Origin of the sequence: Zhengella mangrovi (genome assembly GCF_002727065.1) — a bacterium.
In the GTDB taxonomy this organism is placed as follows: Bacteria; Pseudomonadota; Alphaproteobacteria; order Rhizobiales; family Rhizobiaceae; genus Zhengella; species Zhengella mangrovi.
This window is the reverse complement of record NZ_PDVP01000005.1, coordinates 1-13,411: the sequence shown is the minus strand read 5'-3', so window position 1 is coordinate 13,411 and position 13,411 is coordinate 1. Positions and strand designations below refer to the sequence as shown.

At 66.4% G+C, this 13,411-nt stretch carries 14 protein-coding genes; 4 read left to right on the top strand and 10 right to left on the bottom strand.

Annotated elements, in window-relative coordinates:
- Positions 1 to 3: 3 nt before the first annotated feature.
- From arsC to CSC94_RS10330, 8 genes are all read right to left on the bottom strand, one after another.
- Positions 4 to 414, bottom strand: a complete 411-nt coding sequence (gene arsC, locus CSC94_RS10365; protein WP_099306273.1) for an arsenate reductase (glutaredoxin) — start codon at positions 412 to 414, stop codon at positions 4 to 6.
- A complete protein-coding gene (locus tag CSC94_RS10360; protein WP_099306272.1) occupies positions 411 to 926 on the bottom strand; it encodes an arsenate reductase ArsC in 516 nt (171 codons plus the stop codon). Before CSC94_RS10360 ends, arsC begins: the two co-directional genes overlap by 4 nt.
- Positions 927 to 936: 10 nt before the next feature.
- Positions 937 to 1,269, bottom strand: coding sequence for an ArsR/SmtB family transcription factor (locus tag CSC94_RS10355; RefSeq protein ID WP_099306271.1), 333 nt, complete (start codon positions 1,267 to 1,269; stop codon positions 937 to 939).
- A gap of 90 nt (positions 1,270 to 1,359) precedes the next feature.
- Complete coding sequence (locus CSC94_RS10350; protein WP_099306270.1) at positions 1,360 to 2,295, bottom strand: ABC transporter permease; 936 nt, start codon at positions 2,293 to 2,295, stop codon at positions 1,360 to 1,362.
- Positions 2,292 to 3,800: a sugar ABC transporter ATP-binding protein gene (locus tag CSC94_RS10345; RefSeq protein WP_099306269.1), complete on the bottom strand. Its 1,509-nt coding sequence runs from the start codon at positions 3,798 to 3,800 to the stop codon at positions 2,292 to 2,294. Before CSC94_RS10345 ends, CSC94_RS10350 begins: the two co-directional genes overlap by 4 nt.
- The gene (locus CSC94_RS10340; protein ID WP_099306268.1) at positions 3,797 to 5,497 is read right to left on the bottom strand and encodes a hydantoinase B/oxoprolinase family protein; all 1,701 of its coding nucleotides are present in this window, start codon (positions 5,495 to 5,497) and stop codon (positions 3,797 to 3,799) included. The genes CSC94_RS10345 and CSC94_RS10340 overlap by 4 nt, the downstream gene beginning before the upstream one ends.
- A complete protein-coding gene (locus CSC94_RS10335; protein ID WP_099306267.1) occupies positions 5,494 to 7,521 on the bottom strand; it encodes a hydantoinase/oxoprolinase family protein in 2,028 nt (675 codons plus the stop codon). Before CSC94_RS10335 ends, CSC94_RS10340 begins: the two co-directional genes overlap by 4 nt.
- A 62-nt stretch (positions 7,522 to 7,583) precedes the next feature.
- A complete protein-coding gene (locus CSC94_RS10330; RefSeq protein WP_099306266.1) occupies positions 7,584 to 8,570 on the bottom strand; it encodes a sugar ABC transporter substrate-binding protein in 987 nt (328 codons plus the stop codon).
- An 81-nt stretch (positions 8,571 to 8,651) separates the two neighbouring features.
- On the opposite strand from CSC94_RS10330, the gene CSC94_RS10325 reads away from it, so the two are divergent.
- From CSC94_RS10325 to CSC94_RS10315, 3 genes are read left to right on the top strand one after another with little or no spacing between them, the layout of a single operon-like run.
- Positions 8,652 to 9,386, top strand: a complete 735-nt coding sequence (locus CSC94_RS10325; RefSeq protein ID WP_099306265.1) for a GntR family transcriptional regulator — start codon at positions 8,652 to 8,654, stop codon at positions 9,384 to 9,386.
- Positions 9,383 to 10,486 carry a M24 family metallopeptidase gene (locus CSC94_RS10320; RefSeq protein ID WP_099306264.1) on the top strand — a complete coding sequence of 368 codons (1,104 nt, stop codon included), beginning with the start codon at positions 9,383 to 9,385 and terminating at the stop codon, positions 10,484 to 10,486. The genes CSC94_RS10325 and CSC94_RS10320 overlap by 4 nt, the downstream gene beginning before the upstream one ends.
- A complete protein-coding gene (locus tag CSC94_RS10315; protein WP_099306263.1) occupies positions 10,479 to 11,018 on the top strand; it encodes a GAF domain-containing protein in 540 nt (179 codons plus the stop codon). The genes CSC94_RS10320 and CSC94_RS10315 overlap by 8 nt, the downstream gene beginning before the upstream one ends.
- 55 nt (positions 11,019 to 11,073) lie before the next feature.
- Here CSC94_RS10315 and CSC94_RS10310 read toward each other — a convergent pair whose 3' ends face one another.
- Together CSC94_RS10310 and CSC94_RS10305 are read right to left on the bottom strand one after the other, a co-directional pair.
- Positions 11,074 to 11,583: an anthrone oxygenase family protein gene (locus CSC94_RS10310; RefSeq protein ID WP_099306262.1), complete on the bottom strand. Its 510-nt coding sequence runs from the start codon at positions 11,581 to 11,583 to the stop codon at positions 11,074 to 11,076.
- Between the two features lie 193 nt (positions 11,584 to 11,776).
- Positions 11,777 to 12,781 (bottom strand): AraC family transcriptional regulator, encoded by a 1,005-nt coding sequence (locus CSC94_RS10305; protein ID WP_099306261.1) that lies wholly within the window; start codon positions 12,779 to 12,781, stop codon positions 11,777 to 11,779.
- Positions 12,782 to 12,977: 196 nt separating this feature from the next.
- Here CSC94_RS10305 and CSC94_RS10300 point away from each other — a divergent pair.
- Positions 12,978 to 13,411 (top strand): GNAT family N-acetyltransferase (locus tag CSC94_RS10300; RefSeq protein WP_133122866.1); only part of this gene is annotated, 434 nt, incomplete at its 3' end.

Here is a 13,411-nt window from a genome sequence, read left to right as displayed (position 1 = left end):
GCCTTACGCGCCTTTCGCCTTGACGATTTCCCCGTCCTCCTTGGTGAAACCGCCGATGTCGGGATTGTCGAGAAGTTCAAGCACCCGCTCGGACGGCCGGCAGAGCCGGATGCCCTTCGGCGTCACCACGATCGGCCGGTTGACGAGAACAGGATGCTCGAGCATGGCGTCGAGAATGGCCTCGTCGCTGACGGCGGGATCGGTCAGGCCGAGCGCTTCGGCGGGCGACTTGCTGACCCGAAGGGCGGCGCGCGGCGTCAGCCCTGCACCGGCAAACAGCGCCTGCAATTGCGGCCGCGTCCAGCCCGTTTTCAGGTATTCGATCACGACCGGTTCTTCCCCCGATGCGCGGATCATTTCCAGCGTGTTGCGCGAGGTCCCGCAATCGGGATTGTGATGGATGACGACGGTCATGCACTCTCTTCCTGTGCCGTGGTCCTGCCGATGTTGTCGAGGCGCTGCTGCAGCGACAGCCGGTCGATGCTGGCCAGCGGCAGCGAGCAGAAGATCGAAATGCGCTGGGCAAGCATCCGGTACGTGTCGGCGAAGGCCAGCGCGATCCCGGTTTCCGTGCCCTCGACGGCGGCAGGGTCGGGCACGCCCCAATGGGCCGACATCGGCTGGCCCGGCCAGACCGGACAGGCTTCGTTCGCGGCGTTGTCGCAGACGGTAAAGACGAAATCCATGACCGGCGCGCCGGGTTCGGCAAACTCGGCCCAGTCCTTGGACCGGGCAAAGGACGTGTCGTGGTTCATCTGCTTCAGGAGCCTGATGGCCTGCGGATGGACGGTGCCCTTGGGGCGGGACCCGGCGGAAAAGGCGCGGAAGCGGCCCGCACCCTCCCGGTTGAGGATGGCTTCGGCGAGGATCGACCTTGCCGAGTTGCCGGTGCACAGGAAAAGCACGTTGAAAGACTTGCCGGTCATGGTCTGCTCCTCAGCAATCACAGGCTATGGCTTCAAGAACGGGCTTGCAGAGATCGGGCGAACCGCCGCAGCAATCCTCCATGAGGAAGGCGAGCAGCCCCCGGATGCCGTCGAAATCCGCGAAATACCGGATCGAGCGCCCTTCGCGGGCCGTCCGCACCAGCCCGGCGCGCAGGAGGATGTTCAGGTTGGTCGACATGGTGTTCTGGCGTACGCCGAGCGCCTCGCCGATCTCGCCGGCAGCCATGCCCTCCGCACCGGCGCGTATCAGCAGCCGGAACACGTTGAGCCGCGTTTCCTGGCTCAGGGCGGAGAAGGCGAAGAGGGTCTGTGTCTGATCCATATATCAAGAATACTTGATAATTTGATAGACGCAAGTCCCGGCCACCGGTCCGGTGATATTTTCCGGACCGGCGCCACGCCCGGATCCGTGCTAGCGGCGCTGGCCCAGTGCCGAGATGCCGACGGCGGCGAGGATGATCAACCCCATCGTCAGGTCACGGTAGAACGGGTCAATGCTGAGGATGTTGAACCCGTTGGAGACAAGCGCCAGCAGGAAGACGCCGGCGAGCGACCGCCAGACCGCACCCTGCCCGCCGTAGATGCTGGTTCCCCCGAGGATCACCGCCGCGATGGCCTGAAGTTCCAGCCCGTCGCCGGCCGTCGCCTGGCCAAGCGCCACCCGCGAGGTGGTGATGATCGAGGCGAGCCCGGCCGCAAAGCCGTTGATGGCGAAGGCGGCGATCTTCACGCGGTTGGTCCGGATGCCCGACAGGATGGCCGCCTCCTCGTTGCCGCCGACCGAAAAGATGCGCCGTCCGAAGGTCGTGCTGGTCAACAGGAAGGTCAGGATGAGCGCGAAGACCACCATCAGCCAGACGGAGTTGAACACCTCGAGGAACCGGCCCCGGCCGAGCCAGGTGAAGGAATCGATGCGCGCGGAAATGAGCCGCCCGTCGGAGAGCGCGACGGCGATGCCCTTGAAGATCAGGGCGGTCGCGATGGTGGCGAGGAAGGAATGGACCCGGAGCGCGGTGATCGCCACGCCATTGGCAAGACCCAGCGCCAGGCCGACGAAGGGCGCCAGCGCCAGGCCCAGAAATGGATTCACGTTGACCGCGAGCCAGGCCGAGGTGACCGAACCCATGGCGAAGATCGCGCCGACGGACAGGTCGAACCCGCCGACGATGATGACCAGCGTCATCGCCGCGGCCATGATCGCGAGCGGGGCGTTCTGGTTGAGGATGTTGAGCAGGTTGCGCCCCGTCAGGAAGCTGTCCGACAGGAGCGTCAATGCGACCATCAGCAGCGCGATCAGGATCAGCACGGCGTAAGTCTGCAGGAATTGAAGCGATTTCGCACGGGTCATGCGGCGGTGTCCCCCGTCCCCTGATGATTGAACAGTGCGGCCAGCACGCGCGCCTCGCCAACCTCGTCGGGATCGATCTCGTCGACGAGACGGCCCCGGTCGACCAGGAAGACCCGGGTGGCGAGCCCGAGGACCTCGTCGATCTCGCTGGAGATGACGAGGATCGCCACGCCCTGGCTGGCCAGCCGCCCGATCTCGCGGTGGATCGTCTCGCGCGCCCCCACGTCGACGCCGCGCGACGGCTCGTCGAGGATGAGGACCTTCGGATCGCCCGCCAGCCACTTGCCGATCAGCACCTTCTGCTGGTTGCCGCCGGAATAGTTCGACACGTCGCCGTCCACGATCGCCGGGCGTACATCGAGCTGGCGGATCAGCCCCAGCGCCAGCGCCCGTTCGCGCGCCTTCGCCATGATCCCGCCCAACGACAGGCGGCGCAGGTGCGGCAGCGAGATGTTGGCCCGGACCGGCAGCGACATGACGAGGCCCTGGCCGCGCCGGTCCTCCGGCACCATGACGAGGCCGGCCTCGGTCGCTTCGGCGATGGTGCGTTCGCGCAGCACCCGCCCCGCCACTTCGACCGTTCCCGTGGCGGGATCGGCCCCGATTATGGCGCGCGCGATTTCGGACCGCCCTGCCCCGACGAGACCGGCCAGGCCGACGATCTCGCCGGCGCGGATGTCGAGCCGGTCGACGCGCGTCCCGTTGGTCGAGACAAGGTCGCGCACCGACAGAACCACCCCGCCATGCGTGCGCGCCCGGGGCGGGTAGAGCGTTTCCGTCTTCACGCCGCCCAGCATGGCCGACACCAGCGTCTCCCGGGTCTCGCCGGCGGTCTCGCGCGTGTGGACCTTCTCGCCGTTGCGCAGCACGGTGATCCGGTCCGTCACCTCCAGGATGTCGTTGAGGAAATGCGTGACGTAGATGATCGACCGTCCCTCGTCGCGCAGGGCGCGCATGATGCGGTGGAGCTGATCAATCTCCTTCCTGGACAGCGAAGCGGTGGGCTCGTCCATGACGATGACCCGGGCCTGACGGGCCAGCGCCCTGAGGATCTCGATCTTCTGCTGCTCGGCGATGGTCAGGCTGGCAGCGCGGGCGTTCGGCTCCAGCCGCAGACCGCTCTCATCCATCAGCGTTTCCAGCCGGGCAGCCTCGGTACGGCGCAGGATGCCGTGGCTGTTTTCCTCGAGGCCGAGAAAGACGTTCTGGGCGACCGTCAGGGCCGGCACCAGCTGCAATTCCTGGTGCATGATCGCAACGCCGTTGGCGAGCGCCGTCGGCGTATCCCAGCGGTCCTGCGTCTGGCCGCCGACGATGACCCTGCCGTGCGTCGCGCGGTAATAGCCGCCGAGTACCTTGCCAAGCGTCGACTTGCCGGCGCCGTTCTCGCCGATCAGCCCGTGGATCTCGCCGGGGCGGATATCCAGATCCACCCCGGAGAGGACATCGACGTCGCCGAAGCGGACGCCGATCCCGCGAACCGAAAGGAGCGCGTCACCCGTCATCGCGCAACCGATGCCGCCTGGTCCACGCGCCCGTCCTCCGCGATGGCGACGCCGTAGTCGCGCAGCGCCGCTTCCCGGCTCACCAGCCCGCGGGAGACGTCGCGCGCGACCTCCGCGAAGGTCCGTTGCATCGGATCGCCGTTGCCGCCACCGCCGCCGGTCATGGTCTCGACCACGGTGCCGGCCGGCAGCGGGCGGGCGCGCATCTTCAGCGGATCCTCGACTGATCCGTCGGGGAAACTGACGGTGACCTGCGGCCCCTTGCCGGCCTTGCCGTCGTTGAGCCCCCAGGCCGGCGTCCGAGAGCGCTCGAACCAGATCGCGCCGTAGCAATCCTCGAGCGTCTTGTAGCGTCGCACCACGCCGCAGCCGCCGCGGTGCCTGCCCGGTCCGGCGCTGTCCGGGCGGATCGAGAATTCCTCCAGGCGCACCGGGAACTTGGTCTCCATCACCTCGGCCGGAATGTTGCGGAAGCCGCCGTTGACCAGGTTGATCAGCGCGCTTTCGCCGTCGCTGTCGGCCCGGCCGCCCCAACCGCCCGCGGTCGGCTCGATGGAAATCCACTGGCCGCGCTTCGGATCGACGGAGAAGAAGCCCACCACCATGGAATCGCCGTAGTGGGCGGCGGTGGAGCGTTCCGGCATCGCTTCGGAGAGGCAGGAGATGAAGAGATCGGCGAGGAGGCCAAGCCCGGTGAAATACCATTCGCAGGCGGCCGGCTCGCCCGCGTTGAACATGCATTCGTCCGGAAGGATGACCTTCATCGTCTCGAAAGAGCCGCCGGTGATCGCGCGATCGGGCGAGATCATCGTCTTGTAGGCCAGCCGGAGCAGCGATTCCGTCTGGCTGGCACCGCAATTGACCGAGCCCGCGACGGGTCCGGAGGTGCCGGTGAGGTCGACGATCAGTTCCTCGCCCTTCACCGTCAGGGTCAGCGCGACCTTGACCGGCTCGGTTCCGACGCCGTCGTTGTCGAGATAGCCTTCGCGGCTCCAGGTGCCGTCCCTGATCGCGGCAATGGCCTCGCGGTCCATCTTGCGTGCCTGTTCGAAGATGTTCTGGCAGGCGGCGCGGTAGGTGTCGGAGCCGATCTTGCCGAGTAGCTGGCCGAGACGGCGCTCGCCGGTGCGGATCGCCGCGATCTGGGCGCCGAGGTCGCCGATGGTCGCGCCTTCGAGCCGGGTGTTCAGCTTGAGGTGATCGTACCACTCGCGCACGCGCTTCCCGCGCGACACGATCCGCGTCGGCCCGAGGCGCAGGCCTTCCTGGTAGATGTTGGTGGACGACATGGTGCTGCCCGGGTCCATCGCGCCGATATCGTTCCAGTGGGCGCGGGCCGCGCCGAAGCCGACCAGTTCGCCCGCGTGGAAGATCGGCCCGATGGCCGTGACGTCATGCAGGTGGGTGCCCTGCATGTAGCTGTCGTTCATGATGAAGATGTCACCCTCGTGGATGTCATCCCCGTAGTAATCCTTCACGTGGCGCACGCAGACGTCGATGGCGCCGATGAACAGCGGCACGCCGGTCGACTGGCCCAGCATGTTGCCGTGCTCGTCCATCAGCGCCACGGCGCTGTCCTTGCCCTCGTAGATGATCGCCGAATGGGCGGAGCGCCAGAGCGAGGCATTCATGTCCTCGGCGCAGGAAATGACGAAGTTGCGAACCACCTCGGTGGTGATCGGATCTGCGATGCTCATGCCGCGTCCTCCTTGGTCAGGCTCATGTGGCCGCCGGTGATCAGCCGCGCCGTCCAGCCGGGCGGCAACAGGGTGGTCGACGTCACTTCCTCGATGATGGCGGGACCGGCAACTGTGTCGCCCTCGCCGATGCTGTTGCGGTCGAGGATGGCTGTGGTGCGCGGCTCGCCAGCGAACCAGACCGCGCGCTCGCGGGCAGGACGCGGGGTTTCGCGTTCCGGCGGTGCGTTGTCCGGCCGTTCGAGCTGGCCCAGGGCCGCCAGACGGATGTTCGCCATCTCGACCCGGTTTTCCGGGCTGTTGTGGCCATACTGGCGCTCGTAGGCGGCATCGAAATCCGCGCGGACCCTGTCCATGTCGATCGGGCCGTCGGGCAGCGGAATCGTCAGGACGTATTCCTGGCCGTAGTAGCGGAAATCGATGGCTCGCTCGAAATGGACGCGCCCGCCGGTGATCCCCTCGTCGGCCAGGTAGGCACGGCCCTTTTCCTGCAGCCGCGCAAAGGCCGCCTCGATCGTATCGGCGTCGATCAGGTCCCAGAAGCTGTAGAGCGTTTCCTTGAAGTCATGCCGGACGTCGGTCTGCAGCATGCCCCAGGCGGAAAACGCGCCGGGATGCACCGGGATGATGACCTCGGAAATTTCCAGTTCCTCGGCAAGCGCCGCCGCCTGGGCGGGGCCCGCGCCGCCGAAGGCGACCAGCGAGAATTCCCGCGGATCGATGCCGCGCTGGATGGTGATCGTGCGGATCGCGTCGGCCATCTTGGCGTTGACGATGTCGATGACGCCCTGCGCCATTTCCTCGGCGTTCATGCCGAAGTCCTTGCCCAGGTCCGCAAGGGCCGCCGCCGCCGCATCGCGGTCGAGCGTCATGTCGCCACCGGAGAAGTTGGCGCCGTCGAGCCGGCCGAGGACGAGGTTGGCGTCGGAGACGACGGGTTCGGTCCCGCCCAGACCGTAGCAGACGGGCCCCGGTTTCGAACCGGCCGATTGCGGCCCGACACGCAGCGCCCCGGCCTCCTTCCAGGCAATCGAGCCGCCGCCGGCGCCGATGACGTGGATGTCGACCACCGACATCTGGATCGGCAGGCCTTCCAGCATCGCTTCGTTGGAGGCCGACGGCAGGCCGTCGATGACCAGCGAGGCATCGAAGGAGGTGCCGCCCATGTCAACGCAGATGAGATTGCCGCGCCCGGTCGCCGCCGACAGCGCCTTGCCGCCGATGGCGCCGCCGACGGGCCCCGAAAGCAGGGTCTGCAGCGGCGTTTCCGAGGCCGCCGCCGCGGTCATCACGCCGCCGTTGGATTCCATCACGTGGAGCGCACCGCCTTCCGGCAGACGGTCGCCCATTTCCGTCTGCAGCGTGGAGATGTAGCGGCGCACCACGGGCGCCAGGTAGGCGTCGGTCACCGTCGTCGAGGTGCGCTCGAATTCGCGCCATTCCGGCGAGACCTGGTGCGACAGCACGATCTGGACATCGGGCAGACGGCCGGCGAGATAGTCGCGCACGGCCAGTTCATGGGCCGGGTTGTTGAAGGAAAACAGGAGCGATATCGCGATCGCCTTGTAGCGCTCGCGTTCGCAGGCCGCGACCAGCGCATCGAGATCCGACAGGCGCAGAGGTTCCAGTTCGTCGCCCGAAGCCGCGATGCGCCCGGCGACCGTGAACGTGTGTTCCAGCGGCACCAGCGGTTCCGGCTTGTTCCAGCGGATCGAGAAAATCTCGCCACGATCGTTGCCCTGGATCGTGTAGATGTCGCGGAAGTTCTCGTTCGTCACCAGCGCCACCTTGGAGCCGCGCCGCGTCAGGAGGGCGTTCAGCCCGACCGTCGTGCCGTGAACGAAGAAGGCCATCTCGCCATCTTCGCCGAGCACCGTGTCGATGCCCTTCAGAACGGCGAGCGCCGGGTTGTCCGGGGTGGACAGGACCTTCGTCGCACCGCAGCGCCCGGTCGCCACGTCCTGGTAGACAATATCAGTGAATGTGCCGCCGATGTCAGCGGACACGCGATAGCTGGTTTTCACGGCTCGTTCTTCCTCGCTCCTGGGCGGCGCGCTGCCCCGCACGCCGCCGTTGCGCCTTTTTCTTACTGTTCCCACTCACCGACGAAGTCGGGATGCGCCTTCAGCACTTCCGCATCGATCATCGCGTCGAGCGGCCCGGCCTCGTCCATGTTGATGGCCTGCGTCACAGGCTTGCCCTCGATGGCATTGGCGATCTGTTCCATGGCCAGTTCGCCCATGGTCTTGGGGAAGTAGGCGAGCGTGGAATCCCACCGCCCTTCGCGGATCGCGGTGATGGCGATCGCCGCCGCACCACCGCCCGAGAGATACAGGCCGGCCGGGTCGATCCCCGCGCCTTCGAGCGCGATCTCGACACCGACGAGGTGCTGGTCGGCATTGGAGAGCACCACGTCCACGTCCGGATTGGCCTGGAGGATATCGGTCATCGCCTTCAGGCTCGGATCCGGCGAGTAATAGCCCTCGCCCACCGCGACGACCTTGATGTTGTCATGCTGCCCCAGCACCTTCTCGTAGGTGGCAAGCCGCAGGTTGTCGAAGGGGAAGATCTTGGCGCCGATCATGATGACGACGCGGCAGGGATTCTTTTCGGCGCAGTAACCGATCACCGCCTCGGCCTGTTTCGTGGCGCCCGGGACCGGGGGCGATGCCGCCGTGACCGTGATGCCCTTGACCTGGGGTTCGAGCGTGTTGAGATCCGGCCCGACCGGGAACAGGACGGTGCCGATCGGGATGCCCTCGGCCACGACCTGCTCGAAAGCGCCGGCAATACCGACCGAGTCGTTCGGCGCAACGATCATGCCGACATACTTGCCGGAGGCCAGGGCATCCTCGATCTGGCTGTACTGAACGGCCGCATCGAACTGGCCGTCGAGGATTTCGGTCTGGTAGCCGCGCTTGGCGGCCACTTCCTGCACCCCTTCATAGGTCGCCTGGTTGAAGCCGTTCTGAGACGTCGCGGCGAAATAAGCGATCGTGCCTTCGGCCGCAGCCATGCCCGTCATTCCAGCCAGGGCCACGCCGGCCAAAAGGGTCTTTCCGAGAATGCCCATTCCTAGTCCTCCTTGAAAAAAGATCGCATCGGTGATGCTTTGAGGTTGCACATTATGCAAACTTAATGCAAGAAGAATTTTATGATGAAGAAAATCGACAAGAAAGCCGCCACCGAGGAATCGCCGTCCCGAAAGAAGCGGGGCGCCCTCATGGTTCACGAGAAGCTGCGCGAAGACATCCAGTGGCTTCGCATCGATCCGGGGTCCGCGCTCGACGAGGTGGCGCTGTCAAAAACCTATGACGTGTCGCGCACGCCCATCCGCGAGGCCCTGCTGCTGCTGGCCAACGAAGGCTTCGTCCAGTTCCTGCAGAACCGGACCTCGATCGTGGCGCCGCTGTCGCTGCACAACCAGGCCGCCTTCCTGGACACGTTCATCCTGCTGTCGCGCGGCCTGATCCGCGCTGCCGCCATGCATGGCCCCGTGCCCGCGGCGCCGATGGAGGCTTTCGTCGCGGACTATGCAAAGGGACTGGAGGCCGGAGACACGGAAGCGGCGTTCCGCGCCCAACTGGCCCTCTACACGCATATCGCGGACCTGTCGCGGAACCGGTTCCTGGCGAAATACTTCCTGGAAGCGCAGGGCGCCTCGGTACGGATGAAGCTGCTTTACTTCTTCCCGCATCTCTCCGGCACGGAAAAGACCGAGGCCGTGGCCCGGCTGCAGGCGGTCGTCGACGCCATGGCCGCAGGCGATCCCGAGGCGGGCGACGCCGCGGTGCGCGATGCCATCCTGTTCGAGACCCGGGTCATCCAGGGGGGGCTCGCGCCGCGCTACGGGCACCGGATGACAATCGACCAGGGAGACAAGCCATGACCGTGTTTTCCGACCGGCGCGACCGCACCGCCGCCCTCCTCCGCGAGGCGGGCCTGGGCGCGGCCGCCTTCGTTCCGGGGCCGAATTTCGCCTACCTGACGGGCGTCCACCTGCACCTGATGGAGCGCATGACGCTCTTCGTCATCCGTGCCGACGGCGCGACCCACGCGCTGATGCCGGCGCTTGAGCGGCAGAAATGGCACGCGGCCATGCCGGGGACCGACACGCTCTACTGGGATGACGCGGAAGGCCCGCAGGCGGCCCTGGCCACGCTGGCAGACCGGATGGGCCTGGACCAGCCGCTCGGTGTCGAGGGCCTGCGCATGCGCGCCATGGAATACCGCACGCTGGCAGGCCGGTTCGGCTACGACGGACTGGTCGATGCCGATGCCGCGCTCACGGACCTGCGGCTTCTCAAAGACGCCGCCGAAATCGACGACCTGCGCCGCGCCATCGCCATCAGCGAGGCGGCGCTTGGCGAAACCTTCGATGCGGGCATCACCGGACAAAGCGAAAGACGCATCGCCGCGCGCCTCAAGGCGGCGATGCTGTCGCATGGCGCAACGGGATTCGCTTTCGAGCCCATCGTTCTTGGCGGCGGCGCGGCAGCCAATCCCCACGGCGACGCGTCGGATCGCGCGCTGGCACCCGGCGACGTGCTGCTGATCGATTTCGGCGCCAGCTACGGCGACATGCACGCGGACATCACCCGCACCGTCTTCTGTGGCCATGCGACCGACGAACACAGGGCCATCTACGAGACCGTCCTGGCGGCCAATCTCGCGGGGCGGAAAGCCGTTCGAGCCGGCGCGGCCGTGGGCGATGTCGATGCCGCGGCCACGGACCGGCTGCAGGCTTCGCCGTTTTCGGACCTCATCCTGCACAAGACCGGGCATGGCCTCGGCCGCGAGGTGCACGAGGCGCCTGCCGTCATGCGCTCGAACCGGGAACCACAGCGCGCCGGCATGGTAATCACCATCGAGCCGGGCCTTTACCGCCAGGACGAGATTGGCGTTCGCATCGAGGACAACGTGCTCGTGACCGACACCGGCCACGATTGCCTGACCCAGTTCAGCAGGGAGGTCATGACCATTGCTTGAGGAAGCCACACCCCTGAGACGGTTTGACAATCTTGTCCGCGCCGACGGCTGGACAAGCCTGTTTCCGGCCCTCGAAGAGCTCTGCCAGACCTGTATCGGCCACAGGCTCTTCTCGTGCTCCGTGTTCCGCATGGACGGACCGGAAAGCGGCGTCGCCGCGCGCGTCTACACCAACGACCCGGAGCATTACCCGGCATCCGGGCTCAAGGACATCGTCCCGAACCGGTGGACCGAGCACGTCATCCTGCGCCAGCAGACCTTCGTCGCCAACTCGGTGGACGGCTTTGCCGACGTCTTTCCCGACCATGCCTATATCGCGTCGCTCGGGCTCGGCTCCGTCGTCAACCTGCCGCTGATCATCCGTGGCGACTTCATCGGCACCGTCAACATGCTGCACGAGGCGGGCTATTACACGGAAGCGCGCCTCGGGCCGTTGGACCGCATCGTGCTGCCGGCGCTGCTGACATTCGAGGTCTCGCCGGAGACGACCGGGCTGGAAGGCCCGGCGGCGCATCGCGCGGCGGCGAACTGATCCGACGGCGGACCGGCGGCGGCATTCGATGCCGGAGCCTCCGCCTGCTCCCGCTTCAGACCTGCCCTGCCTGGCCCTGCACCAACCAGAGCAGGCCATAGAGAAGCAGGGCGGACGACAGCGCTGCCGCGGCCGTGCGGATCGAATTCCAGAAGGTCCAGCGCGGGACGTAGGTCTGCAGCCAGTAGTCGCGCGTGGCCCCCGACGACAGGTCCATGCCGGCCAGCGCCTCGTTCATCGGCACGTTGAAGACCACCGTGACGCCAAAACAGCCGACGACATAGACCAGGGCCGCCAGCAGGATGAGCATGCCCGCCGGGCCGCCGAGCCCGAACCAGGCATAGCCCGCGATGACAATCGAAACGCCGGCCATGCCGAGGAAGAGTGTCATGAAGACCCAGCGCATGACCTCCCTGTTGATGGCCTGCATGGCCTCGACGCCACCGACGCCGCCGGTGATCGCGAGCGACCGCATGATGAAATCGGAAAAGGCGAGGAAAACGCCTGCAACGAGGGCATAGGCGAGGACCGAAAGCTGCATGAGCAGAAAGAAGGCGGTGGACATGGCGGATCCTTTCACAAACGCGGTGGGATGAAGGGGCAAGCGCGCGGAGGCGACAGAGGGATCAGGCGAACCCGGGCAGTCCGGCATGTCTGGTCTCCCTGGCTTGCGTTGATGACCAGGAAATAGACGACCTGCAGAGCTGCGATCTTCACCGGCGCGGCCATCGTTTTGACCGCTGCGGCCAAACGGGATCTCAGGCGGCGCCCTGTCCCTTGCGATAGCTCGCGGGGGTCAGGCCCACCCAGCGCTTGAAGGCCCGCGTGAAGGAGCTTTGTTCCGAGAAGCCGGTCAGGAAGGCCACCTCGGCGAGCGAATGGCCCTCGTCGCGCAACAGGCCTACGGCGAGTTCCCTGCGGGTCTCTTCCGTCAGCGCCTGGAAACTCACGCCGTGATCGGAAAGCCGCCGATGGAACGACCGGACGCTGAAGCCCAGGTCGCGGGCGACGTCGGCCATCCGGGGCGCCCCCTCGCTGAGCGACCGGGCAATCGCCTCCTTGGCCCGGGCGACGACAGGCGCCTCGTCGCGGATGCTGGAAAGCTCCGCATCGAGGTGGGAGACGAGGTAGCGGGAAATCCCCTCGTCGCCGAGCCTGTTGGGCTGGCGCAGCGATTCCGATGAGAAGAGAAGCCCGTCATGACCGGCGCCGAAGTCCACGGGGCAGCCGAGGTATGCCTCGTGATCCGCCGTGGTCCGCGGGGCCTCGTGACGAACGAACGCCCTGAGCGGCGCAAATGCCACCGGGCAGACCTGCCGGGCGATCGACACGGTGGCGACCAGGGTCGTCTCGTTTGAAAGACGCACGCCGAGGCGACGGGGCGCATCGCGGTGAACAACGTAGAGCATGCCTTCGGGAACGGCGCGAAGCTCATAGGTGACCACGCTGGTCCACAGGCGCGCGTAGCGTTGCACCCGCGCAAACGACCCCAAAAGGTTCGGCGCCGCCTTCCACGCCAGTCCAAGCGCGCCGTATTCGTCGCAGCGCATCGATGCGCCGACCTTCACCGGCAGGGCCGTGACGTCCACCTGCCCGGCCATCCATTCCAGCATCGCATAGTAATCGCCGGCGGAAATCATCTCCGCCGGGTTCCAGGGAGCATCCGGGTCAAGACCAACGAAGGACAGGGCCGCGCGGGCATCCACCGCAGGCTCTGCAGCGGCCACCATCTTCCGCGCGAAGAGAGACGTGATCCGGTCCATGCCGAAAGGCTAGTTTGCAAACCGGGATTTGGCCAGATTGTACAGCCGGGCACCGGTATCACCCTGTCCTCGTCCTGCAAGATCTCGTAGCCCTGCCGTTAACACTCCATTTCAAACGTCGAATGTACTTTAGACAACCGGTGCAGCTCATGGCCGCTCCGGGGAAGGAACCGGTTCGGCGCAAAGGCTTTGACCCATGATCCAATTGGGCCAGACATTCGATCCAGGCGAAGAGCGCGGTGGCTACCGCGTCACTCTCCACGAGAACACGTCCGCCTGTCTTTACAGGTCCCTGTGGGACAGCTTCCCGGGAGGCCCGCTCGCCACGCCGTTCCAGTCCCCGGAATTCGTCTCAGCCTTCTGCAAAGCGATCGCCGCCCCGAACCAGGTGACGTTCAACATCTGCGAGATCCGGCACGCCCGCTCGGGCATGCCGATCCTGCTCCTTCCCTACACGGTCCACAACCGTGGACCGATACGAGTCGCGTCGCTGCCCGACTTCGGGCTGGCAGACCAGAATGCGCCCGCGCTGTCGAAAATCCTGCCGGTTTCCAGCGCAGACTTCGCCGCCGTCTGGGGCCAGTTCACCGCCCGGCTCGTCTCGGCCGACCTGATCGACATCCCGAAAGT